Annotated in this window: 24 protein-coding genes, 2 tRNA genes and 1 riboswitch; of the genes, 5 read left to right on the top strand and 21 right to left on the bottom strand. The window is 26.9% G+C overall.

Going from position 1 to position 25921, the window contains the following annotated elements:
- Positions 1-10: 10 nt before the first annotated feature.
- The 6 genes from mreC to AC4FQV_RS00485 all read right to left on the bottom strand — a co-directional run bounded on the left by mreC (position 11) and on the right by AC4FQV_RS00485 (position 5909).
- Positions 11-862 (bottom strand): rod shape-determining protein MreC, encoded by an 852-nt coding sequence (gene mreC / locus AC4FQV_RS00510; RefSeq protein ID WP_491139418.1) that lies wholly within the window; start codon positions 860-862, stop codon positions 11-13.
- A gap of 3 nt (positions 863-865) precedes the next feature.
- Positions 866-1894: a rod shape-determining protein gene (locus tag AC4FQV_RS00505; RefSeq protein WP_491139419.1), complete on the bottom strand. Its 1029-nt coding sequence runs from the start codon at positions 1892-1894 to the stop codon at positions 866-868.
- 19 nt (positions 1895-1913) lie between these two features.
- Positions 1914-2597 (bottom strand): RadC family protein, encoded by a 684-nt coding sequence (gene radC / locus AC4FQV_RS00500; protein WP_491139420.1) that lies wholly within the window; start codon positions 2595-2597, stop codon positions 1914-1916.
- A 46-nt stretch (positions 2598-2643) separates the two neighbouring features.
- Complete coding sequence (locus AC4FQV_RS00495; RefSeq protein ID WP_491139421.1) at positions 2644-3222, bottom strand: Maf-like protein; 579 nt, start codon at positions 3220-3222, stop codon at positions 2644-2646.
- 224 nt (positions 3223-3446) lie between these two features.
- Positions 3447-4244 carry an SPOR domain-containing protein gene (locus AC4FQV_RS00490; RefSeq protein WP_491163742.1) on the bottom strand — a complete coding sequence of 266 codons (798 nt, stop codon included), beginning with the start codon at positions 4242-4244 and terminating at the stop codon, positions 3447-3449.
- Positions 4245-4457: 213 nt separating this feature from the next.
- Positions 4458-5909: an aminoacyl-histidine dipeptidase gene (locus tag AC4FQV_RS00485; RefSeq protein WP_491139423.1), complete on the bottom strand. Its 1452-nt coding sequence runs from the start codon at positions 5907-5909 to the stop codon at positions 4458-4460.
- A 122-nt stretch (positions 5910-6031) separates the two neighbouring features.
- Here AC4FQV_RS00485 and pyk point away from each other — a divergent pair, with 122 nt between their 5' ends.
- A complete protein-coding gene (gene pyk / locus AC4FQV_RS00480) occupies positions 6032-7456 on the top strand; it encodes a pyruvate kinase (protein ID WP_491139424.1) in 1425 nt (474 codons plus the stop codon).
- Between the two features lie 57 nt (positions 7457-7513).
- Here the strand turns inward: pyk and rpsA are convergent, their stop codons facing one another.
- The 12 genes from rpsA to AC4FQV_RS00420 all read right to left on the bottom strand — a co-directional run bounded on the left by rpsA (position 7514) and on the right by AC4FQV_RS00420 (position 18064).
- Positions 7514-8650: a 30S ribosomal protein S1 gene (gene rpsA, locus AC4FQV_RS00475; protein WP_491163739.1), complete on the bottom strand. Its 1137-nt coding sequence runs from the start codon at positions 8648-8650 to the stop codon at positions 7514-7516.
- 148 nt (positions 8651-8798) lie between these two features.
- Positions 8799-9002, bottom strand: a complete 204-nt coding sequence (locus tag AC4FQV_RS00470) for a heavy-metal-associated domain-containing protein (RefSeq protein WP_003452305.1) — start codon at positions 9000-9002, stop codon at positions 8799-8801.
- Positions 9003-9103: 101 nt separating this feature from the next.
- Positions 9104-9868, bottom strand: a complete 765-nt coding sequence (gene yaaA / locus AC4FQV_RS00465) for a peroxide stress protein YaaA (protein WP_491139426.1) — start codon at positions 9866-9868, stop codon at positions 9104-9106.
- A gap of 169 nt (positions 9869-10037) precedes the next feature.
- Positions 10038-10448, bottom strand: coding sequence for a CBS domain-containing protein (locus AC4FQV_RS00460; RefSeq protein WP_491139427.1), 411 nt, complete (start codon positions 10446-10448; stop codon positions 10038-10040).
- Between the two features lie 86 nt (positions 10449-10534).
- Entirely contained in the window at positions 10535-11437 is a 903-nt protein-coding gene (locus AC4FQV_RS00455; protein ID WP_491139428.1) for a 3'-5' exonuclease, read from the bottom strand.
- 236 nt (positions 11438-11673) lie between these two features.
- Positions 11674-13419: a DUF262 domain-containing protein gene (locus AC4FQV_RS00450; RefSeq protein WP_491163736.1), complete on the bottom strand. Its 1746-nt coding sequence runs from the start codon at positions 13417-13419 to the stop codon at positions 11674-11676.
- Between the two features lie 183 nt (positions 13420-13602).
- Positions 13603-15390 (bottom strand): MutS family DNA mismatch repair protein, encoded by a 1788-nt coding sequence (locus tag AC4FQV_RS00445; protein ID WP_491163731.1) that lies wholly within the window; start codon positions 15388-15390, stop codon positions 13603-13605.
- Between the two features lie 153 nt (positions 15391-15543).
- A complete protein-coding gene (locus tag AC4FQV_RS00440; protein WP_491139431.1) occupies positions 15544-16434 on the bottom strand; it encodes a metal ABC transporter substrate-binding protein in 891 nt (296 codons plus the stop codon).
- A 291-nt stretch (positions 16435-16725) separates the two neighbouring features.
- Positions 16726-16908: an alpha/beta-type small acid-soluble spore protein gene (locus AC4FQV_RS00435; RefSeq protein WP_003452440.1), complete on the bottom strand. Its 183-nt coding sequence runs from the start codon at positions 16906-16908 to the stop codon at positions 16726-16728.
- Between the two features lie 187 nt (positions 16909-17095).
- Positions 17096-17171 (bottom strand) — tRNA-Trp (locus tag AC4FQV_RS00430).
- Between the two features lie 26 nt (positions 17172-17197).
- Positions 17198-17273: transfer RNA gene (locus AC4FQV_RS00425), tRNA-Trp, on the bottom strand.
- 170 nt (positions 17274-17443) lie between these two features.
- Positions 17444-18064, bottom strand: coding sequence for a CBS domain-containing protein (locus AC4FQV_RS00420; protein ID WP_491139432.1), 621 nt, complete (start codon positions 18062-18064; stop codon positions 17444-17446).
- A gap of 298 nt (positions 18065-18362) precedes the next feature.
- Between AC4FQV_RS00420 and tsaE the strand changes: the two genes are divergently transcribed.
- From tsaE to rimI, 3 genes are read left to right on the top strand one after another with little or no spacing between them, the layout of a single operon-like run.
- Positions 18363-18827 carry a tRNA (adenosine(37)-N6)-threonylcarbamoyltransferase complex ATPase subunit type 1 TsaE gene (tsaE, locus tag AC4FQV_RS00415; RefSeq protein WP_491139434.1) on the top strand — a complete coding sequence of 155 codons (465 nt, stop codon included), beginning with the start codon at positions 18363-18365 and terminating at the stop codon, positions 18825-18827.
- Positions 18821-19525, top strand: coding sequence for a tRNA (adenosine(37)-N6)-threonylcarbamoyltransferase complex dimerization subunit type 1 TsaB (tsaB, locus tag AC4FQV_RS00410; protein WP_491163728.1), 705 nt, complete (start codon positions 18821-18823; stop codon positions 19523-19525). Before tsaE ends, tsaB begins: the two co-directional genes overlap by 7 nt.
- Entirely contained in the window at positions 19525-19971 is a 447-nt protein-coding gene (gene rimI / locus AC4FQV_RS00405; RefSeq protein WP_491139436.1) for a ribosomal protein S18-alanine N-acetyltransferase, read from the top strand. The genes tsaB and rimI overlap by 1 nt, the downstream gene beginning before the upstream one ends.
- A gap of 129 nt (positions 19972-20100) precedes the next feature.
- Here the strand turns inward: rimI and AC4FQV_RS00400 are convergent, their stop codons facing one another.
- Together AC4FQV_RS00400 and tex are read right to left on the bottom strand one after the other, a co-directional pair.
- Positions 20101-20697, bottom strand: a complete 597-nt coding sequence (locus tag AC4FQV_RS00400) for an ECF transporter S component (protein WP_491139437.1) — start codon at positions 20695-20697, stop codon at positions 20101-20103.
- A 126-nt stretch (positions 20698-20823) separates the two neighbouring features.
- Positions 20824-20940: riboswitch (FMN riboswitch) on the bottom strand.
- Positions 20941-21044: 104 nt separating this feature from the next.
- Positions 21045-23201, bottom strand: coding sequence for an RNA-binding transcriptional accessory protein Tex (tex, locus tag AC4FQV_RS00395; RefSeq protein WP_491163724.1), 2157 nt, complete (start codon positions 23199-23201; stop codon positions 21045-21047).
- A 109-nt stretch (positions 23202-23310) separates the two neighbouring features.
- Between tex and AC4FQV_RS00390 the strand changes: the two genes are divergently transcribed.
- Positions 23311-24654: a M28 family metallopeptidase gene (locus AC4FQV_RS00390; protein WP_491163720.1), complete on the top strand. Its 1344-nt coding sequence runs from the start codon at positions 23311-23313 to the stop codon at positions 24652-24654.
- 133 nt (positions 24655-24787) lie between these two features.
- On the opposite strand, the gene prfB is transcribed toward AC4FQV_RS00390, so the two are convergent.
- Positions 24788-25883, bottom strand: a protein-coding gene (prfB, locus tag AC4FQV_RS00385; protein WP_491163717.1) for a peptide chain release factor 2 whose coding sequence is annotated in 2 segments (ribosomal slippage) — positions 24788-25804 and positions 25806-25883 — 1095 coding nt in all. Because the reading frame shifts where the segments join, the coding sequence is not laid out codon by codon here.
- Positions 25884-25921: the final 38 nt, after the last annotated feature.

Below are 25921 nucleotides of genomic sequence, written 5' to 3'. Positions count from 1 at the left end.
TCCCTCTTTTCTAATACTTAACTACACCATCTCTTTCTGATGGAGGTACAACTACAAATAACTCCTGTAAATTGTTAAAATCAACATAAGTTTTTAATATAGCAGTCTTCATAACTTTAACATCATCTGATTGAACTGATGTAACTTCACCTATTCTTATTCCCTTTGGATAATATCCACCAAGTCCAGAAGTTACTACGGTTTCTCCTTCTTTTATGGTAGAATTCATAGGTAAATTAGTAATTTCAGCTTGCATTTCATTTCCATTTCTGTATCCTTTAACGATTCCATCTCCAGAATTACTATCTCCTTCAATAGTAGCTGCAACTGCTACGTTTTCATTTAATAAGGTCTGTATTTTAGCCCAATTTGAATGAACCTCTGTTACAACTCCAACTAATCCCTCTGGAGCAATTACTATGTAATCTTTTTTAATACCTTCATTTGACCCTTTATCAATAGTATAGCCTTCTACAAAACTATTACCACTTTTTCCTATTATATTAGTTCCAATATATTTATATTGGTTGTTTTCTTTAGAAAAATCTACTATTCCTTTTAAAACCTCATTTTGACGCTTTAACTCATTATATTCAACTAATTGATTTTCTAACTCTAAATTTTTCTTTTTTAATTGATCATTTTCACTTTTAACATCTGAAAAATTATAAAAGAAATCAAAAACATCATGAACTTTATCACTTATAGTGTATACAACCTTTTGTACTGGATTTAATACAGTACCAACTCCACCCGAAACTGGATTTTTAGAATCACTCTTAACAGTAAATATAATTATTCCTAAAAAGGCAACTGACAGTACTATAACAGTTACTGCCAGTTTATTCTTGAAGAATTTCATATTCTATCCTCTTTGCTGTTTAACTATTAAATCAAACTTATCTAAGGCTTTTCCTGTACCTAAGGCAACACAGTCAAGAGGTGATTCTGCTATATGAACAGGCATTCCTGTTTCTTTATATATAAGTTGATCTAATCCTTTTAGGAATGCTCCTCCACCTGCAAGCATTATTCCTTTATCCATAATATCTGCTGCTAATTCTGGTGGTGTTTTTTCTAGAGTAGTTTTTATTGATTCTATTATTGATGAAACTGGCTCTTTTAAAGCGTTTCTTATTTGTCCTGCATCAACAACAACAACCTTAGGAAGTCCTGTTATTAAATCTCTTCCTTTTATGTCCATTGTTTGTTCTTCTTCATTCTCGTCAACTTTATAAGCTGATCCAATTTCCATTTTTATTTGTTCTGCTGTTCTTTCACCAATCATTAAGTTAAATTCTCTTTTAATGTAGTTTATAATTGATTGGTCTAATTCATCCCCTGCAACTCTTAAGGACTTACTAGTAACTATTCCACCTAAAGAAATAATAGCAACTTCAGTAGTACCACCACCAATGTCAACTATCATGCTTCCTGTAGGCTCATCAACAGGAAGTCCAGCTCCGATTGCAGCTGCCATTGGCTCTTCCATTAATATTACATCTCTTGCACCTGCTTGTTTAGTAGCTTCTTCTATAGCTCTTCTTTCAACTTCAGTTACTCCAGATGGGAAGCATACTATTATTCTTGGACTTGTAAATGCACTCTTATTTGTTATTTTCTCTATGAATCTTTTAAGCATTGTTTGAGTAACATCAAAATCAGCTATAACTCCATCTTTTAATGGTCTTATAGCTACTATGTTTCCTGGTGTTCTACCTATCATTTGCTTGGCCTCTGTACCAACAGCTAAGGATTTTTTTGTTAAGTTGTTTATGGCAACAACTGAAGGTTCTCTTAATACAATTCCCTTCCCTTTAACGAACACTAGGGTATTTGCAGTTCCTAAATCGATACCCATGTCTTTTGTCATTCCAAAATTAAATAAACCCATTTTTAATCCCCTTTCCTAATCACAATATGTCTTTTTCTTTAAGACTTATGAATCTGTTATCTCCTATTATTAAATGATCTAAAAGCTCAATACCCATCATTTTTCCACATTCTTTTAGTCTTGTTGTTATGTTTATATCATCTCTACTAGGTGTTGGGTCTCCCGAAGGATGATTATGACATATAATTATAGATGCTGCACTATCTTTAACAGCCTCTTTAAATATCTCTCTTGGATGAACTAAAGAAGAATTTAATCCACCTTTAAAGATTTCCTTTTTAGAAATCACTTTATTTTTACTATCTAGAGTTATTAAAACTAAGACCTCCTGTTTTAGCATTCTAAGTTCATCTAAAACAATATCCGCTACATCTGAAGGTTTTATAATTTTAAAATCTCTAATTTGAGATAGTTTAAATCTTTTATAAAGCTCACAAATAGCCAATATTTGAGTTGCTTTAGCTTCTTTAACACCCTTTACTTTCATAAGTTCCTTTGCAGAAACTGTAAAAAGCCCATTTAATCCACCAACACTATGTATTATTCTATAAGACAATTCAACTGCATTTAAATCCTTATTTCCAGTTCTAAGAATTATAGCTAAAAGTTCTTCATTAGATAAAAATTGCGCTCCATATGTAAGCAATTTTTCTCTTGGTCTTTCATTAGATGGAATTTCATTTATTTTTATAGTTTTAGACATGTTATAACTCCTTATTTAGAAATTAAAATGCCCATTGAAAGTAATTTTAAAGTATTGTTATGTCATGCTTTTTTAAGACTTTGTATAATTTGTTCAAGGGCAATCCCATTACATTGTAATAACATCCATTTATACACTCTACAAAAGCACCGCCTAATCCCTGAATTCCATATGCACCTGCTTTATCCATAGGTTCACCAGAATTTATATAGTTATCTATTTCTTTAGGGCTTAATTTAGAAAACTTTACTTCTGTACAGCCAAAATCTGTTACAACCTCATTTTTATAAGTATCTATCACGCAAAAACCTGAATATACCTTATGAGTATTACCACTTAATGAAGATAACATACTAAACGCATCATCATAATTTTTAGGTTTTTCTAAAACCTCTCCATCTTTATAAACAACTGTATCTGCTGCAATAACTATAGAAGGTTCATCAATTCTTCTTAAAACCTCCATAGCCTTTTCTTTAGATAAATCTTTAACATACTTTTCAATATCACCATTAAATTCTATTGTATTCTCATCAAAATGTGATTCAATTACAGAAAATTTATTAACTATTTTTTCAAGAATTTCAATTCTTCTTGGAGATTTAGATGCTAAAATAACCTTCATTTTTCCCACCTTACCTTATATATAAAAAACTTTTAAACAATCTTATTTTTTCTTAAATAAGGTCTTGTATTCTTTATCTTATATAGTTTATCATTTATTATTTTTATAAACAAGTATAAATCTCTATCTACAATAAATTATAAAGAAAAAATGAAAGAGTTTTTACTCTTTCATTTTAATTATAATTTAAAAATATGTTACTATAAATTAAAAATAAATTACAATTATTTTTTTACTTTAAATTTATTTAAAGTATTAAATACTATTTGATAGCTTTCTTCTATATTTTCTTTAGTTATTTCTTCAGGAAGATTATTTATTGCTTCTTTTAATTCTTTAAATATATTAAAATACTCAGAATCTTTATATTCTTTTAATTCATTTACCCACTTTTTAAAATCTTCTGTTTTTACGCCTTTTACATTTTCTTCTTTTAATTTATTTATTATGTTTACATATCCATTTATAATCTCTATAATTTCATTACTACAAGTATCTTTTTTAGGTATCATAAATCTAGCCTTTGTATTGCTTATTTCTTTTTTGTTTAATTCTTCTGATAATTTTTTAGCTTCTTCTTCACTTCCAATATGAACTATTACTCTATAATTTTCATCTTCTTTTAAAGAAACAGCAATATAATCCTCTTTTAATGTTTCTTTAATTTTATCAGCATTTTCCTTACTTGAATAAAAACCACATTGAAGCATTACATATTCTTGTCCCTCTGTATTTTCTTTAGCTTTAACCTCTTCTTTTACTTCAGAAGAAGTTTTATTTTCATCTAAAATCTGCTCATTATTTTTTTCTAAATCATTTTTTGTTTCTTCTATAGTAGCTTCTTCTTCAGTTGAAACTTGTTTTCCCTCTGGCCATATGAATTTAGACATTATGGTTGAAATAAATAATGCTATAACAATAACGCCAATGAAAAGAAAGATAAAATTTTTTCCATCATTGTTGTTTTTTTTATGACCTCCTCCTCTTTTTTTATTCTTCACATCAATTCTAGTGTACTTCACCCTTTCCCCCAACCTTTCATTAAGATAAATATTTTACAAAATATGTAAACATCTCACTATTATTTATTTTACATAAAATGTAAATTTCCTTTTTTTAAAACTTTGCTTTCCTAAGATTTTACATTTTAATAATAAATAAATTTATATAAAAAAATAAAAACTACAAAACTTAAATAAGTTTTGTAGTTTATTTATCTTAATTAACTAGGCTAATTATTTTATGCTTTTTAATATTTGAAGTAAGAAATCCCAAACATTTTTTACTGAAGATATGCTAACATGTTCATTTGGTGTATGAACATCATACATATTAGGTCCAAAAGAAATCATATCTAAACCTTTTATTTTTTGTCCTAATAATCCACACTCTAATCCAGCATGTATAGCAACTATCTCCGGCTCTTTTCCAGTCATATCTTTATATACATTAATACAAAGTTCTCTTAATTCTGAATTAGGATTATATTGCCATGCTGGGTAAGGTGCTTTTATTTCAAATTTAGCCCCTAAAATATTAGCAATATCAGCTATTTCATCTAAAAGTTTAGTTTTTAAAGATTCAACAGAACTTCTTGTTGAACTTGCAAAAATTATATTATTTTCTTCTGTACTTACAACTCCTAAATTTGTTGAACTTTGAACTAATCCTTTCATTTCCATGCTGTAAGTATCAACTCCATCTGGAATTAAGTTAATTATCTTTATAGCTTTAAATGTAGTATCTTTAGAGAATACTTTATGATTTTCCTCTTTCTTAACTAAGGATACACTAACTCCAGCATCATTTGCATGGTATTCATTTTTTAATATAGCATCCCACTCTTTTACTAATTCTTCTAATTTATTAACCTCATCTTTCTTAATAGCTAATAAAGAATCACATTCTCTAGGGATAGCGTTAACCTTTGAACCACCATCTATTGATATTAATCTTATATCACATTTAGAATTTATATCATTTAATATTCTTCCCATTAACTTATTGGAATTTCCTCTTTGTTTGTCTATTTCCATTCCAGAGTGACCACCTTTTAGTCCTCTTATCATAATTTCATAAACTTCAAAGTTATCCTTCATTTCCTCAAAAGTTATAGGTAAAGTAACATCACTTCTAGCTCCACCAGCACAACTTACTAAAAGTTTTCCTTCCTCTTCTGAATCTATATTTAAAAGATATTTTCCTTTTAATAATGAACCATCTAAAGCTATTGCTCCACCCATTCCAACTTCTTCATCAGTTGTAACTAAAAATTCAATAGCTGGATGTTCTATATTGTTTGAAGCTAAAACAGCCATTCCATAAGCAACAGCTATTCCATTATCTGCACCTAAAGTAGTACCTGTAGCATAGATATAATCTCCATCTACTCTAAGTTTAATTGGATCTTTTTCAAAATCATGTACAGTATCTTTATTCTTTTCACATACCATATCCATATGGCCTTGTATTATTACTCCTGGTGCATTTTCATATCCTGGAGTTGCTGGTTTTCTTATTATTATATTTAAAGATTCGTCTTGTATTGTTTCTAATCCTAAGCTTTTTCCGAAGTTAACTAAAAAATCACTTATTCCTTTTTCATTACCTGAACCTCTTGGTATTTGTGAGATTTGTTCAAAATAATTAAAAACGATTTGTGGCTCTAAGCCTTTTAATACATCCATTTTTTAACCATCCTTTCAAATTATTATGGTAAAATATAATTAATTTAATAATATATTCTATTATATCAAACTTTTAAAGCAATCGCTAAACTATTTTAGTTTTAAAAAATGAGGTGGTTTTTATGCAAAAAACAAAAATGATATTCACAATTGGACCTGCAAGCGATTCTGAAGAAATTTTAAGAAAATTTATAAGAATTGGAATGAATGCAGCTAGATTAAACTTTTCACATGGAGATCATGAAAGTCATAAACAAAAGATTGAACTTATAAAAAAACTTAGAAAAGAAGAAAAATCTGCCACAGCTATCTTATTAGATATAAAAGGACCTAAAATAAGAACTCATAATTTTAAAAATGGAGAAGCTTTATTAGAAAATGGACAAAAATTTATTTTTTCCTGTGGTGATGAAATTTTAGGAGATAACACTAAATGCTCTATTTCATACAAGGAATTATATGAAGACATACTACCTGGTGGTTCTATACTTGTTGATGATGGACTTTTAGAATTTCAGGTAAAAGAAGTTCTTGGAACTGATATAATATGTGAAGTTATTGAAGGTGGAATTATAAAAAATCACAAAGGAGTAAATGTGCCTAATGTAAAAATCAAACTTCCTGCTGTAACTAAAAAAGATAAGGAAGATTTAATTTTTGGTTGCAAAATGGGAGTTGACTTTGTTGCAGCCTCCTTTATAAGAAAACCTGAAGATGTATTAGAAGTTAGAAAAATTCTAGATTCTAATGGTGGAGAAGATATAAAAATAATATCAAAAATAGAAAGTCAAGAAGGCGTAGATAACATAAAAGAAATTATTGAAGTTACTGATGGAGTAATGGTAGCTAGAGGAGATATGGGTGTAGAAATACCTATAGAAAATGTTCCTATAATTCAAAAAAATATAATAAAAAAATGTAATCAAGCTGGAAAAATAGTTATAACAGCTACTCAAATGCTAGATTCTATGATTAGAAATCCAAGACCTACAAGGGCTGAAGCTTCTGATGTTTGCAACGCTATCTTTGATGGAACAGATGCAATTATGTTAAGTGGAGAAAGTGCCTCTGGTAACTTCCCTTTAGAAGCTGCAATGACTATGTCTAGAATAGCTAAAAAAGCAGAAGCTAATTTAGATTATAATTATCTTCTAAGAAGATTGAAGGACCCAAATCCAAATCCTGATGCCTTTGCAGATGCTATAAGCTATTCTGCTTCAAAAACAGCAAGTAAGTTTCCAACTAAAGCTATTGTTGCTGCAACACAAACTGGTTCAACAGCTAAAATATTATCTAAATATAAACCAAGTTGCCCTATAATAGCTATAACTCCTTATGAAAAAGTTAGGAGAAGTCTTGCTTTAAACTTTGGAATAATTTCTAAAAAATGTGCTTATTTTAATAGTACTGATGAAATTATAGATGAAGCTAGAAAAGTTGCTAAGGAATTAAATATAGCTGAAACTGGAGATAATATAATGGTAGCTGCTGGTTTCCCAACTTCAATAACTGGCGGAACAAATATGCTAAAAATTGAAAAAATATAATTTAAGATAAAAATAAAACTTACAAACATACTTAGTATGCTTGTAAGTTTTTTTAAATTATAAATTTAAACCCTTAAACAAATCAGCTAAAGAATACCCTTCCTCTTCATCATTATATTTTTTATATTCATCTGAACTTTCCACAGCATCCTTTATACTTAAACTCATTTTTTTATTTTCATCATCTATGTTTAAGATTTTAACTTTAACTTCTTGTCCTAACTTTAATATATCTGATGGCTTAGCTATATTCTCATCTGTAATTTCTGAAATATGAACTAAACCTTCTATTCCAGGTAAAACTTCAACAAAAGCACCAACCTTTATAAAATTAGTTACCTTTCCTGAAACTACATCTCCAACCTTTAACTCATCTAAAGTTTCCCAAGGATTTTTAATAACATCCTTTAATGAAAGGGCTATTCTTTCTTTATCCATATCAACTTCTGATACAAATACCTCTACCTCATCACCAACTGATACAATTTCTTCTGGCTTATTAACTCTTGACCAGGACATATCACTTAAATGAACTAATCCTTCTACTCCACCAATATCAACGAAAGCACCAAACTTAGCTAGTTTAGTAACCTTTCCTTTTCTTTTTTCTCCCTCTTTAATAGAAGCCCAAAGTTCTTTCTTTTCTTTTTGTCTAATTTCTTCTTCTATTATTCTTCTTGAAACAACAACTTTTTTATTATGTTTATTAAACTCTATAACCTTAACTTCTAAAGTTTTTCCAACTAATTCTTCTAAATTTTCTATTTTTCTTCCTGCACATTGAGAAGCTGGCATAAATACTCTAACACCTTTAAAATCTCCTACTATTCCACCTTTAACAACTTCCTTTAGTGTTACTCTTATAGGAGTTTCCTTTTCAAAAGCCTCTTTTAAATCGTCCCAAACCTTTATTTCATCTGCTCTTTTTTTAGATAAAAGAACATTTCCTTCTCCATCATCACCACTTAAAATCATTACATATATGTAATCATCTACACTTATTGAATTTATATCAAAGTTTTTATCATTTGAAATTTCATTTTTTGGAATAATACCATCTGCAAAATGTCCAATATTTACTATTATCTCATCATTTTTTACACTTATAACTTTTCCTTTAACTATTTCTCCTTTATGAAAATGCTTTAATTCAAAGCTATCCATTAATTCTGACATTGTAATATCTTCACTCATTTTTACATCTCCTTCATTTAAGGCTTACTTTATAAAATATTTTACATAACTCTATGTTATAAAACAAGTCTATGTAAAATTTATTAGATATTTATATAAAATAAAAAAATTACCTAATAACTAAATTGCTACTAGGTAATTAAAAAATTTAATCTTCAATTGAAACTAATTCATAACCAACTTCTTCTAAAGCATCCCTTAAAGTATCTTCATCAACTTCAGTATCAACAACAGCTCTACCAACCTCTACTTCTAATACATCTACTCCATCAACATCTAATAAAGCTGCCTCAACATGTCTAACACAATTTGAACATGACATTCCATCAATCTCTAAAATAAGTTTGCTCATAAAAAAATCTCTCCTTAAAATTTTAATTTCTTTATATTAATTTTATATAATAATCTATAAATATTATTACTATATCATGATTTAATATTTATGATTTTTAGCTAATCTCTAGTAAATACCCATGTATCACCTTCAGAAAGCCCCTCATTAAACTCATATCCATCTAAATCAAAATTTTTTAAATCTTCGGATTTAGTAATCCTATTTTTAGTTATGTATCTTACCATTTCTCCTCTTGCTTTTTTAGCATATACAGTAATTATCTTGTAATCAAAGCCTTTTCTATCTTTAAATACTGGAGTTATAACTCTAACATTTTTTTCAATACCTTTTACAGATTTATAATATTCATTTGATGCTAAATTTATAATTACCTTTTCATTATGTCCTTCTAAATCTTTTAATATTGAATTTTTTATTTTATCTCCCCAAAAGTCATAAAGATTTTTAAAACCATTAATTGATATTTTGGTTCCCATTTCTAATCTATAAGCCTTTGTTCCATCTAACGGTCTTAAAGAACCATAAAGCCCAGATAATATTCTTAAAGAAGAATTACAAAACTCTAAATCTTCTTTTGTAAAATCATCTGCATCTAATCCCTTATATGCCTCCCCCTTAAAAGATAATAAAAAGGGTTTTTCATCACCATAATAAATTGTATTCCAATCCTGAATTTTCATGAATGTTTTAACGCCTAAATCATCACTTATTTTCATTAAAGGACATAAGTCTTGAATTTCTAGCTTTTTTAAATCATTCATAATAACTTTAGCTTCATCTATAAAAATAGGTTTGCTTGTCTTTATATCTAAACTAGCTTTTGTTAAATCTAAAGTTTTTGCAGGTGATAATAAAGCTATCACAAAATTCCCCCACTTTCTAAATTCACATTCTAAATTTATTAAAGATATTATATAATAAATTTATTTTATTTAAAACTACTAAAAAGATTTAATTATTTAAATATAATTAATAATAATACTTTAAGAAAATTCAATCAATACTAAAGAAAAAAAAATTAAGGCTTTTGCCTTAATTTTTGTTATATAGACTATTGTAACAGTGATTTATTATATCACTTCTTTTTATTATTCCTATAAATATTCCATTATCATCAACAACAGGTACAAAGTTTTGAGATATTGCTAATGATATTAAACTTTCCATATTCTCATTAATACAAACACTTTTATGTCTAACCTTCCTTGGAATATCTTTTACACTAACTAAATTAGTGTTTTTAAAATTTAGCTCTGGATTTCTTTTTAAAGTCCAAAGCAAGTCCCCTTCTGTTAAAGTACCTACATACTTTCCTGTTTTATCTATAAGTGGAATAGCTGTATACCCGTGATGCTCCATTCTCTCCATAACTTGTCTCATTGTTGCATCTGTATATTCATATGCTACTTCACTTTTTGGTGTTAAAAAAAAAGCAATATTCATAATATATCAGTTCCCCTAATTTTTTTATAATAATAGTTATACATATATTCTATCATATATATTTTTTGTAAAGTGACAATCTATTGTCATTTAGCTAACTTTTTAAATTTATATTCAAGGTCTATATATTCTGTATCATTTATTAGGGAATTTGTTGATTCATAAACTAAATTTCCAGATAAAGTTTTCTTTAACACAACTTCTTGTCTTACATTTCTGTTACATTTTGGACATTTGCCAATTGATACAAACCTCCAACTAAATAATTTAAATGGATGCTCCATTTCCATTTTAATATTGCATTTTGGACATTTAAATTCAAAATCCTCACAATCTAAATTATAATTTTTTAAATCTTTTACCCTTATAGAAGGCATATTGTAAACATCATCTACAATATACTCCTTTACTTTTTTACCATTATATAATCTTTTAAAAACTTCTGCTGTATAGACTGCATCATTTAATGCATCATGAAGTTTATTTTTATCCATTTTTATTTTTAATTCTTCTAAGGCATGCTTTAAACTTAGCGACTTTTTATGTGCTAATATTTTTGTGCAATATTTTTGTATATCTATATATTTTTTTATCCATTCTATATTTTTATAAGAATGATATTTAGCATTATTAACTATATGAACAATATCATCAGTAGCCCAAGAACATAAAATATCCTCTTCTCCAATAAAATCCTTAAGTTTATCCATAGCTTCTTCAAAGTTAACCCCATCTTTTAAATCTTCTTCTGTTATTCCTGTTATGTCTATTATCTTTGGGTTTAAAACCTTAAATACTGAAGGCTTTATATAAGTTTTAAACTCATCAACCTTTTGCATAAATTTATTTAATTTTATAGCCCCAATCTCTATTATTTCATTATAGGAATCTAACTCTTTTAATTCCTTTTGTTCATTATAAATATTAGGATAAAATTTTGTAATATTTTGCATATTATTAAATTCTAGGTCTATTATTACATACCCCATTTTCTACTTCCTCTCACTATCTATATCCATATATAATTATGCCATGAATTTTATTTTTTTTCATTAAATTTGAGTTATTATTTCCTTTTATATACTAAAATATAAAAATATATTATATTTATAAATAATATATTTTTTTAAAAAGCAAATTTTAACTTCTTTCTAAAGAAAAAGAGATGTATTAAAATAACAAAAGTTACTTTAATACACCCTTCTTACTCTATAAACTAATTATATTAAAACTTAGTCCAAAGTTCTAAAGCTCTACTTACTAAATCTTCATGTCTCTCTTTTAAAGAATCCATATTCCAATCAGGTAACTCTAAAATCTCCTTAGTTATAGCAAAATCACTTTTCTTACTTAAATACTGCTCAACTTTTTCAGCAAAAGGCTTATTATTAGCCCTAGTATTTTTAGCACCTGTTATTATAACTAAGTTTCCTAATTTATTAGCCCAATTTCTTCTTTGGTCAGCTGAGAAGTTATCTTTCCAATAAGCTTCCTTTGCATTTCTAGGAAGAACATGCTCTATCATTATTTTATCACTATAATCTATAATTTCATTAGGTCTTTTTTCCATATCAAGTCTTACAAAAACATATTTAGGTATCATCATTCTACCTTTGCTATAAAAATCTATATCATTTAAAGCATTTTCAAAATATGCACTTGTTCTTTCTAAATCATATAAAAATACTGGTGCTTCTTTTATTTCTTCTAAGGAATTCTTCTCTTCTATAGTTTGTAAAATTTCATAAACTCTACTTAATCTATCTGCAAAAGAGTTTCCATTTACCCAATCAATAACAAGTCTTTTTTCTAAAACTTTAACAAATTCTAGAACTAACTTATCATCTTTAAATTTTTCAGCAAATCTAATAACAGCTGCCATCCAATCATCATAAGGTAAAAATTCTCTCATTATATTTATTAAATTCTTATAATAAGATTTTTCTTCCTCTGACACACCTTCAAGAGCTCCATCTATTATATATTTATCATATAAAGCTTTTACTGAAGTTAAATGTTCTACAAACTTAACCCCTAAATATTCTGGTTCATCTCTAAATATTTTTTTACTAAAATCTTCATAAACACTTTCTTCAACTTTATTCTTAAGCTTCATTGTTCTCATGAAACCAATTAATCTATCTAAGTTTTCTTTTCCTAAATCTTGCTCATGACTTTCCCAAATATCTGTGTATTCTTTTCTTATTTCAGGATTCATAACTCTTAAATTTTCACTTTTTAAAAGGTCTGAATCTGTTAAAGGTAAGCCTCTTGCATTTATTACATTAAATAATCTAAAAGCTGAAGTGAAAGATTCTGTTGTTATTACAACTAAAACAACTTTTTGAAGTAAATAAACTATAAACTCATTTAATTTTTCTTCTAAAAGCTCTCCATTTTCATTAAAGAAACTATCTCTAAAGATTTTTATTGCATTAACCATATTTTGTTTAGCTTCTGAAAGTTCTTCTACCTTTAAAGCTTCAACTAACTCTGTTCCACCTTCAGTTAATATGTACTTTTTAAAGAACTCTTCCTCTTTACCTCTAGCCTTAACTCTTATGCTTTCTTTAATTCCCATAAGAACATTTTCTTTTTGATATATTAAATCTGATAAAACTTTTTTGTATTCCTCATTATCTATTAAATCTCTTATTGTGGCAATTAAAATTATTATAGATGTAAGTCTTTGTTGTCCATCTATTACATCATAAACTCCAAAGCCATCATCTTTATATTCCTTTGAACATAAAACAATACTTCCTAAGAAATATGGTTCATATTGGTCAAAAACCTTATTCCCTCTTGCTTTATTTATCTCTACTGATTCCCAAATATCTTCAACTAATTGCTTTAAATTTTCTTTAGTCCAAGAATACGCTCTTTGGTAATCTGGAATTTCAAATAAGAATTTATTACTTAATAAATCCTTTATGTAATATTCTTTTGCTTTTACCTTTTCTGTAAACAAAATATACATGCCTCCTAAATTTTTGCTATTTATTCTAAATCCTCTTTTATTAAATAACTCTACTCATGAAAAAAAGCCATTTAAGGCTTTTTTAATAAATACATCATTTTTTTATTATATCAAAATTAATGTAATTTGTCTAAAATTAAGTTTTATTATGACTTTTAACTTTGTTCATTAAATTTATTTAATATCTATACCTGCCATCTTCATAAGATATCTAGCATTTCTTGTTTTAGATACACCTTTTCTTAAAATATAATCAAATTTTAGCTTATTATTCTCATAATATTCTCTAAAGTTATAATTTTTAATTTTAGAATTTTCTTTTTCCATATCACAAAGTTCAAAATCGTGAGTTGAAACTAATCCTAAAGTATTTCCTTCTAAAAGTTGATTTATTAATATTTCAGCTCCTTCATGTCTATCTAGGGAATTTGTTCCTTTAAATATTTCGTCTAAAAGGAATAGAATTTTTTCTCCTCTTTTTACACCTTCAACCATTATTTTAATTCTAAGTATCTCAGCATAGAAAGAGGATATACTCTCCTCAAGGTTATCCCCTGTTCTCATACATGTATAAATGTTTAATATAGGAGTTTCAAAACTTTCACCCTTTACAGGAAGTCCTAAATAGGCTAGTATGCAATTAAAGCCAATAGTTCTTAAAAATGTACTTTTTCCTGACATATTAGAACCTGTAATTAATAAAACTCTACTTTCTTTATTTATCTCAAAGTTATTTCCAACGCCCTTATCTCCTAACATAGGATGACTAAGATTTTCCCCTTTTAATTCATATCCTTCATTTATTTTTGGTATAGTCCAATTATTATTGTTATGATAAAAACCTGCTAAAGATACTAAGGATTCAAAATCTCCTAAAGAGTTCATCCATGACTCAAAGAACTCTCCATTTCTAAGTTTCCATTTATCAAGCTTTGAAATAATTTGATAATCCCAAAGTAAATAAGCATTTAAAAGTATATAAAAAATATTTCCTCTATCATAAAGCCAACTTGTTATTTTCTCTAAATAAAAAAGTTCTTTACTTGCACTTTTTCCATTTTTATTTAAATTGTTTTTTATATTTTTTAAAATGACAGAATTAAAGTCTTCCTTCTCTATTAATTCTAAAGCTTCTACATAAGATTTTATCCTATATTTTAAATCATCAAAAATACTTAACCCCTTAGAAACTTCTTTTCCTCCAAACTTTAAAAAAGCATAACTTAGTATTAATGAAAGAAGTAAAATCTGCCAAGATAAAATATTGAATATAACTAAAATAGTAATAAGTATATTTACAATAGGCATTACTATTCTTACAAAATTTTTAAAAGAATTAATTCCAACTTCTTTTTCCTTTAACCATTCACCTAGATACTTTTCTTTTTTTCCTTTATTGTCTTTTAAAGTAGCTATAATCTCTTCTCTAAAACTACTTTTTTCTGAAAGTTCTTTTAAAGCTTTTTGTCTTTCCAAAATTTCATTCTTACTTGGAATATGCTCTAATTTTAATAATGAGCTTAAGGCTTTTCTTCCATAAACTGTTCCTGTTTCATTAATCCATTGAAATAAAGAGTTTTTACCAAAAATATCTAAATCATTTGTGAAAGAATGTTTTTTATCTAAATATTCTTCCCCTAAATCTTTAAATTCTCTCCATTTTCCTTCTAATCTTAATAACTCTCTCTTTTTAATCTCTAAGAAAGCTTCTCTTTTATTTTTTTTAATTAATATACTTTCATGGACTTTAGCTAAGTATAAGAAAAGTAGAGAATTCAATAAAAACATTATAATTCCAAAACTTATGGAACCTAGACTATAAGCATAGAAAATAAAAAATATAAGACTTAGAGCTACTATCAATCTTAATAGACTTATTAAATTGTATTGACTTTTTAAAGATTTTAAAATCTTTAAATCTTCTTCTATCTTACTTTCATAATTATTTTTTATATTATCCATTTTTATCCTCTCAAAACACTTTTTTAATATTATACCATAGTTATCATATATTAATACAAATGTATTTTAATCCTATTTTGAAAATTTAATAAAAGAAAAAACCTATAAAAATTTTATAGGTTTTTTCTTTTATTAAAATATTATATTTAAATATTAATTTTGAGTAGACAATGCTTTATATATCTTAGAAAGATTTTCTTTCATAGCTTCAATATAACTTAAGTCATCTTCTTTACTTTCTATAGTATATATTTTTTCAATTTTCCCACCAATCTCTTTAGCTAAAGTCTGTGATATCTTTTCACTAGATAACTCTGGCATAAAAACTGTTTTTATATTATTTTTTTTGCAAAATTCTATTATATCTTGCATTTTTTGAGGTGTTATTTCACCCTCTCCAAATAAATTTTCAACACTTATTTGCTTTAAAGAAAATTCTCTACATAAATATCCAAAAGCTGCATGACCTGTAACAAAATCTTTATTTTTTAATTCATCAAACTTTCCTTTATACTCATCTTTTAGAGAATCTAATTCTTTAGAAAATTTATTGAAGTTTTCTTCATAATAATCTTTATTTTTAGAATCTACTTTAATAAGTGCATCTTTTATATTTCTAGCCTCAACTTTAGCTCCTTCTAAACTTAACCAAAGGTGAGGATCTACTTTTTCTCCTTCTTTTAAAATATCAGCACCCTTAGATGCATCAACTACTTGAAGTTCTTTATTTTCAATAGTATTAAGTACTTGGTCAATCCAATGTTCCATTCCTAAGCCATTATAAACAAAGATATTAGATTTATTTAATTCAATTAAATCTTGTGTTTTTGGTTCAAAGTCATGAGGTTCAGTTCCTTGGGGAACCATAGTCTTAACATAAACCTTATCACCACCTACTTTTTCTGCAAATTCTCTTAAAGGTTCAATACTAACAGTAATAGCTATTTTACCTTCAGCATTTTCTTCTAAAGCTTTATTTTTTTGACATCCTACAAAAAAAGTAGTTATAAAAATTCCTAAAAATATATAGGCTAATTTTTTCATATTTCCTCCGATATTTTGCAAATGATTTGCATTTTTATATTATAAACTTTATATTACTTTTATATTATTGTCAATATTTACTTATAAATTCTTTAAAAACAAAAAAATTGTATAGAGAAATATAATTTCTCTATACAACCTTTTTTGGTAGAAGTTTAGATATTATGCTTTGGCGGTATATCCTCCATAACATTTCTCCTATTCTAAATTTTTAGAATCACTTTACTAGAACAAGTATTATGTTCAAATTTTAATGAGTCTTTTTTTAATTCAGTATGTGCGAAAGGTTTATTATTTTATTTGACTTTCGTAAGCTTCTACCATTCTTTTTACCATTTCGCCGCCTACGGAACCACATTGTCTTGAACTTAAGTCTCCATTATAATCTGAGAATGGAACACCTAATTCTCTAGCTACCTCATTTTTGAATTTACTTAATCCATTTTTTGCTTCTGGAACTAATGATTTTGACATTTCTAATTCCTCCTTTGGCTTTGGTAATATGTAAGCTTGAATTTTAATTATCTCTTGCTTACACTATTATATTAACCAAAAGTAAGATTATAAACCTATGAAATAGAAGGAATTAAGTCTATATTTTTCCATAATATTTTTTTTTATTTTAAGACAAAAAAAATCAGCGAATTACTTCGCTGATTTTTGGCAGGGGCAGTAGGACTTGAACCCACAACCAATGGTTTTGGAGACCACTACTCTACCAATTGAGCCATACCCCTATAATATTATATTTAATGTGTTAAACTGGCAGGGGCAGTAGGACTCGAACCCACAACCAATGGTTTTGGAGACCACTACTCTACCAATTGAGCCATACCCCTGAACACAGATTTTATTATATATTAAAAAATAACTTAACGCAAGAGTTTTTTTATTTATTTTTTTATTTTTAATCAAAATACATATAATTTAAAATAAAATAAGGAATATATAAATAAAAAATTTTTTTATTTATATATTCCTTTTATATTTATATGTTTATAATGGCTTATTACGATAATTTAAAACCAGCTTCTTTTAAATTTCTTTTAATAGTTTTTATATCTACATCTTTTACTCTAACTATAACCTCTTTAACTTCAGTTAAACTTTTTGTATCTACAATAACTACACTTAATATATCTCCACCTTCTTCAGATATTGATTTTGTTATTTTTGATAATTGTCCTGGAACATCATAAGACCTAATAACTATTCTTTCTCCTTTATTAAGTCCAAAGGCATTATTAAACTCTCTAAAAACTGCTTTATGAGTTAATATCCCCTTAAAATTATCAAATTCATCAACTACAGCTACAAAAGAAATTCTCATTCTTTCTAACATAGAAACTGCTTTTTCAATATGTTCAGAACTATTTATTATAGGGACATCTGTTTTTAATATTTCTCCTACAGTAATATTGTTTAAAATATCATCCTTGCTCAAATTATGATTAAAATAATATTTATATATGGAACTTTTAGCTACTGCACCTTTAAATTTTTCTCCGTCTACTACAGGAATTGATAAAAATTTATTATCATTCATTATTTTTAATGCTTCTTTAAGCTTTGTATTAGAATTAACTAGATATAGGTTATCTTTTTTTGTCATAATAGCTTTTACTAACATAAAAATCCCCCCATTCATAAATTAAACATATCTTATACATTTATTATACTCTTGTTTTATTACATATTTATCTAAATATATTAAATTTATGAAAGTATCAAATTAACTTTCCTTTAAACTTCCCTAATTAATATTATAATAATTTTATATAGAAATCTTTTTCTATATACTATTAAGAAATATTATCTTAAGATTTAAGCATAGGAATTTAAAATAATTATTAATTTAACACTCTCTTTTCTTTTTCTTGAAATTTGGATAGAATTATTAAAGAGTGTTAATTTGAAAGGAGTTCTTTATGGAATTTATAGTAGATAGTGTAGATAAAACTATGAACATTGGAAGACAACTAGGCTCCCTTGTAAATAAAGGAGATATTCTTTGTTTAACTGGAGATTTAGGAACTGGTAAAACTCACATAAGTAAAGGAATTGCAGAAGGATTAGAAATTAATGAGCATATAACTAGTCCAACTTTTAATATAGTTAATGAATATCATAGTGGTAGATTAACTCTTTATCATTTTGATGTCTACAGAGTTAACGACCCTGATGAAATTGAAGCAATTGGTTTTGATGAATATATTTTTGGTGATGGAGTTAGTTTAATTGAATGGGCTAACTATATAGAAGAACTTATTCCTGAAGAATATATACATATAAAAATAGAAAAATTACCTGAAATGGGCGAAAACTTTAGAAAAATAACTATTAATGGTTATGGTGATAGATATAACTACATAAAGGAGATAAAAAGATGTTAGTATTAGCTATTGATTCCTCCTCTAGCACAGCTACTTGCGCAATTGTTAGTGAAAAAGGTGTTTTAGGAGAAATAAATTTAAATGATAAAAAACAACATTCTGTTTTATTAATGGATTTAATAGATGATTTACTTAAGTATAACAACTTAAAAATAAAAGATTTAGATGGATTTGCTATTAGTGAAGGTCCTGGTTCTTTTACTGGCCTTAGAATTGGAATGGCAACTATTAAAGGATTAAGCTTTGGAAGTCAGAAGCCTTCTGTATGTATTTCTTCTCTTGATGCCTTAGCTTATAATATTTCAGAATTTAATGGAATAATATGTCCTATTATAGATGCACTTAGAGGAAATGTTTATTCATCCTTATATAAAAAAGAAGGCGATACACTTAAATCTATTAGCGAAAAGGAATGTATTTCTTTAACTGATTTAATAGAAAAAATAAAAGAAAAAAATGAAGATGTAATCTTTGTAGGAGATGGTATAGAAAAACATAAAAATACCTTAATCGAAAAACTTCCTAATTGTAACTTTGCACCTAAACATTCTTCCTACCCAAGAGCAGCCTCTGTTGGAGAATTAGGGTTAAAACTATTAAGGGAAGGAATATCTCATGATTTAAATACGTATGCTCCTATATATTTAAGAAAATCTCAAGCTGAAAGAGAATATGAAGAAAGAATGAGATTAAAATAATGAAAGATTATAAAATAACGCTTATGAATTCTTCTCACATTAAAGGTGTATTTGAAGTAAGTAAGTTAAGTCTTAAAGAAGCTTGGAGTATAGAATCTATAAAAAATGAGCTTTCAAATAATCTTGCAAAATATATAGTAGCTTTACATAATGATAAAGTTATTGGTTTTGTTGGAATGTGGATTTTATTTGATGAAGGAGATATAACAAATGTTGCAGTTCATCCTGATTACAGAAAAAAGGGAATTGGAAATCTTTTAATAGAAAGTTTAATTTCTTTGTGTAGAGAACTTAACATAAAATCTCTTACCTTAGAAGTTAGAGAATCTAATACTCCTGCAAAAAATCTCTATAAAAAACATGGTTTTAAAGAAGAAGGATTAAGAAAAAATTTTTATAGTAATCCAAAAGAAAATGCCATAATAATGTGGAAATACAATATTTAAAATATTATAAAGTTTATAATTTCGTAAAAAACTTTATAAAAAAACTTACAAATATATTAAAAGAAGTTTTAAATAAAAATTATATTTTATCTTCTAGAAATATATTTGTAAGTTTTAAAATTATTTATATTAACCTAAATTTTCTTTCATTTCTTTTGGCCTATCTAACATAGGCTCAACCTTAAATATCGATACAGAAACCTTTTTATATAAAATATATGTTATTCCACAAACTAAAATAGCTTTTATACCATTAAAAGGAATTAATCCTACTATTACATACTGCATTAATTCAGCCTTTGACATAGCCATACCGTAAGCTGGAAGTAATAAATAAACATTTGCTAGTACTCCTACTATTTCTATGCATATTACTCCAAGTATCATTCCTAAAATAGCAGTTTTTTTAGTTTTATTTTTCTTATATAACATAGCTGCAGGCCATACTAAAGCTACACCAACTAAAAAGTTTGCAAACTCACCAACAAAAGCTGTTCCAGTTCCTTTTACTATTAAAATTAATAAGTTTTTCATAAGCTCTATAGTTATTCCTGCTACTGGTCCAAAGGCAAAAGCACCCATAAGAGCTGGTACATCACTTAAATCAATTTTAAGCCAAGGAAATATAGGTATTACTGGGAAATCAATATACATAAGTATTACTGCAATTGCAGATAAAAGTGATAGTTTAATAAATTTGTTTGTGTTTAAGGTTTTTGGTTTCATTTTGTTCCCTCCCAAAAGTTAACTCCTCTTAGGCACTTAAGTTTTTAATGACTTTTTTTAAATTAAAAAGCCCTGATATACGTAATTATATCAGGGCATATAAATTCAGAATTTAAATCATTAAATACTCATCTTCTTTCATCCAGACTATACTGTCGGCCTCGGAATTTCACCGAATCATGCTAAAATTAGCTCGCGGGCTTTACCGCCGGTGGGGACTTTCACCCCGCCCTGAAGATTTTTAATTTATTTGTTATAATTTTAACACTTATTCCTTTTAATTTCAATATAATAAAAACTTTTTAACTGTTAAAATTACCTATTTAATATTTATTTCTTTATTAAGCTTACTTTTTCATTGATAATGAAATTCTCTTTCTTTCGCTATCAACATTTAGTATTCTAACTTCAACAATATCTCCTACTTTAACTATATCACAGGGATGTTTAAAATATTTATCTGACATCTCACTTTTATGAACTAGTCCATCTTGATGAACTCCAATATCTATAAAGGCACCAAAATCAGATACATTTCTAACAGTTCCCATTAAAGTCATGCCTGGTTTTAAATCTTTCATTTCAATTACTCCAGACTTAAGTATAGGCTTTGGTAAATCTTCTCTTATATCCCTTCCAGGCTTTTTAATTTCCTCTATAATATCTATAAGGGTAGGCTCTCCAACCTCTAAATCTCTTGCTAAATCAGAAAAGCACTTTAATTTCACTCTTTCATCTATATTTAATAAATTACCTTCTTTTAAATCATTTTCTGTATATCCTAAAACTTTAATCAATTTTTTAGCAACATCATAGGATTCAGGATGAACTGAAGTATTATCTAAAGCTTCATCACTTTCCATAACTCTTAAAAATCCTGCACATTGTTCATAAGCTTTTTGTCCTAATCTTTTAACTTTTAAAAGTTCTTTTCTATTTTTAAATTTTCCATTTTCTTCTCTATATTCAACAATATTTTTAGCAATGGAAGAATTTATTCCTGAAATATAACTTAATAAAGCCGGTGTTGCTATATTTAAATCTACTCCAACATTATTAACACAATCCTCCACTACTCCCTTTAAAGATTCATCAAGTTTTTTCTTATTTACATCATGTTGATATTGACCAACACCTAAAGATTTAGTATCTATTTTAACAAGTTCTGCTAAGGGGTCTTGAAGCCTTCTTCCTATAGAAATTGCTCCTCTTACTGTTACATCTAAATTAGGATATTCTTTATTTGCAAGCTCAGAAGCTGAATAAACTGATGCACCTGCCTCTGAAACTATAACATAAAATACCTCTCTTCCTGTTTCCTCCTTTATTTCCTTAATCATTCTTGCAATTACTTCCTCTGATTCTCTTGATGCTGTTCCATTTCCTAAAGAAATAACTTCAACTTTATATTTATTTATTAAATCTTTAAGAGTTTTTATAGTTTTTGAAACTTCACTTTTAGGACTTGTAGGATAAACTGTAACATTTTCAAGAAACTTTCCTGTTTCATCTAAAATAGCAACTTTACACCCTGTTACAAAGCCTGGATCAAAGCCCATAACAACTTTTCCCTTTATAGGAGATTGCATTAAAAGTGCTTTCAAATTAGCTTTAAAAATTTTTATAGCACCTTCTTCTCCCTTATTTGTTAACTCTCCCCTTACTTCTCTTTCTATTGAAGGATATATTAACCTTTTAAGAGAGTCCTTTATACTATCTTTTAAATACTTATCAGTTATTTTATTTCCCTTTAAAATCTTTTTATCTAAATAATCTATAATACTATCCTCATTACAAATTACCTTTACTGAAAGAACTTTTTCCTTTTCTCCTCTATTTATAGCTAATATTCTATGAGGAGGAATATATTTAACAGGTTCACTATAATCATAATACATTTCATAAGGTGTTTTTTCTTCACAATTTCCCTTAGCTTTAACTATTCCATGTTTATTAACAAAATTTCTAATCCACTTTCTGTACTCAGCATTATCAGATATTATTTCACTAATAATATCCATAGTCCCCTGTAAAACTTCTTCTTCATTTTTCACATTTTTTTCTTCATTTATATATTTTTTAGCTTCTTTTAATATATCTCCATTAAAATCACCTTTTAAAATAACTTCAGCTAAAGGCTTTAATCCTTTTTCAATAGCTATAGTAGCTCTTGTTCTTTTTTTAGCTTTAAAAGGTCTATATATGTCCTCAACTTCAGTTAAAGTAATAGCATTTTCTATTTTCTTCTTTAAATCTGAAGTTAATTTTTCCTGCTCATCTATTAGTCTTAATACATCTTTTTTTCTATCTTCTAAATTCTTTAAATAAATTAATCTCTCATTTAAATTTCTTAAAACTTCGTCTGTTAATCCACCAGTTCTCTCTTTTCTATATCTAGCTATGAAAGGTACTGTGTTTCCCTCTTCTAACATATCTATGACATTTTTAACCTGTCTTAATGAAATATTAAGTTCCTTTGATAAAATATTGCTTATATTCTCCATAAATCCTCCTGTGTTTTACTTACGAATTTTAAATATTATTGTTTTTTTGAATAAACATAATTTACATCTCATACTCTTAATTATAACCTAATTATTTCTGGAGGATAATATGAAAAAATTATATATATCTATAATAAATATACTTTTATGCACATTTATTTTACTTATACAATTCTCTATAACTTTTAAAAATAAGGTTGAACCTTTTGAAATAAATGATGTTTTAAAAAATATAGAATATTTAACCTCTGACAAATTAGAAGGAAGACTTTGTGGAAATAAAGGAAATTATTTAGCTGAAGATTTTATTAAAAACTCTTATATTAATTCAAAAATTGAAAAATTTAATTCAAGTTACCTACATGACTTTTCTGTAAAAACTCCAGTATTAATTGATGGAAAACCTTATTTAAATATATATGATAAAAACAATAATATAATAAAAGCTTATACTTATGGGCTTGATTTTAAAGAAGCCTTTATTAATTTTAGAGAAAATAATATTTCTTTTAATAATAAAAATCCTTTTAAAGTTTATCCTAACATAATTAAAGGAACATCTATTTCTAATAAAAGTATAGTTTTTTTGTCATCTAATATAGAAGCCTTTAACTTTAGAAGTTCATTTAATTTTAATACTCCTTGCGATTTATATGTATTAGTAAGACCTGAAATTATAAAAGAATTAGAAGAATATTTAAATAAAGGATATAAAATAGACTGTTTTATTCCCTATGAAGTTCAAGAAAAAGTTGTTAATAATGTAGCTGGAATAATAAAAGGAAAAAATCCTTTTTTAAATCCATTAGTATTAACAGCTCACTTTGACCATATGGGAAAAGGAATTTCTGGTGAAATTTACAGAGGTGCTTTAGATAATGCTTCTGGAACTTCATTTTTACTTGAATTAAGTTCATTTTTAGCCTCCTTACCTAAACCTTCAAGAGATATAATAATAGTTTCCTTAAATGCAGAAGAATTTGGACTTTTAGGCTCTAAAAATTTTGCAAGAGAAAATAAAGAATTGTTAAAAAATGCTAAAGTAATAAATTTTGATATGATTGGAAGCGATAAAAATATTCCTCTTACATTTATGACGGGAGAAGATTCTTGCTTTCATAGTTATTTATTAGATAATCTTTGTGAAATATGTAATAAAAAGAAAATACCAAATATTATAGAAAATAAAGATTCCTCAGACCATGCAAGTTTTATTGATGAAGGATTTGATGCTATAACAATAAATGATGGAGATTTATCAAAAATACATACTCCTGAAGATAAAGTAGAATATATTAGTAATTCAGCTATAAGTAGAAGTTTTTCAGTTGTATGGAATGAAATATTTAATTTAGCCTATGAATCCTCTGGATTATTTTTATTAGATAATAAAATACTTATTCTTTTAATATTATGTGCTATGTCTTGTATAGTACTAAAGTTAAAATTTTAAACAAAAAAATTTATAAATATAATTTATATAAATAAAATCCTAAGCTAGTATATACTTATTTATAATAGCTTAGGATTTAAAATTTATTATTAAGTTCTATTTAATTCTATTTATAAATTTTATATTATATGTTTTATGAATTTAAATAGGCAATTATAAAATTATCTATATCTCCATCCATTACAGCACTTACATTAGAGGTTTCCACATTTGTTCTATGGTCTTTAACCATTGAATATGGATGAAAAACATAACTTCTTATTTGACTTCCCCATCCCATATCTTTTAATTCACCTGTTAAATCCTCTATTTTTTCCTTATGAGCTCTTTCTTTTAGTTCTATAAGTTTAGATTTTAACATTGACATAGCAGTATCTCTATTAGAAAATTGACTTCTTTCATTTTGACATTGAACAACTATTCCTGTTGGAATATGAGTAATTCTAACTGCTGATTCAGTTTTATTTACATGTTGTCCTCCTGCTCCACCTGCTCTATAAGTATCTATTCTTAAATCAACTGGATTTATTTCTATATCCTGCTCTGAAGTTAATTCTGGTAAAACTTCTACAGAAGCAAAGGAAGTTTGTCTTTTACCATTAGCATTAAAAGGAGAAATTCTAACCAACCTATGAATTCCCTTTTCTGCCTTTAAATATCCATAGGCAAATTCACCTTTAACTTTTAAAGTAACACTCTTTACTCCCGCTTCATCTCCAGGTAAATAATCAATAGTTTCTAAGGAGTAACCCTTCTTTTCACACCATCTTGTATACATTCTAAGAAGCATCTCTGTCCAATCGTTAGCATCACTTCCACCAACTCCTGTATGAAGAGTTAATATAGCATCATTTCTATCATATTCACCAGAAAGAATTGTTTCCACTTTTAAAGCCTCTACTTCTTTATTTAAGGCCTTAACTTCACTTATAATCTCTTTAGCTGTTTCTTCGTCATTTTCTTCCATAAGTTCTTTTAAAACTTCTATATCCTCTACTCTTTCATTTAAACTGTTAAATTTATCAATTTTATCTTTTATCCTCTTTGCCTCTTGGGTTACTTCTTGAGCTCTTTTAGTATCATCCCAAAATCCAGTTTCCTGCATTTTAAGCTCTAACTCTGCACTTTTTTTCTCTAAAGATGCTAAGTCAAAGTGAAGCCCCCATTTCTTTTAAATTATTTTTTATATCATGTAACTTAGATAATTGATTTTCAAGTTCCATAACCATAAAAACTTCACCCCTAACGCTAATTATTTTCACATTAT

Source organism: Clostridium sp. TJA038 (assembly GCF_058310255.1).
Note: the sequence above shows the minus strand (reverse complement) of the source record. Positions and strands in the feature narration are given on the sequence as shown.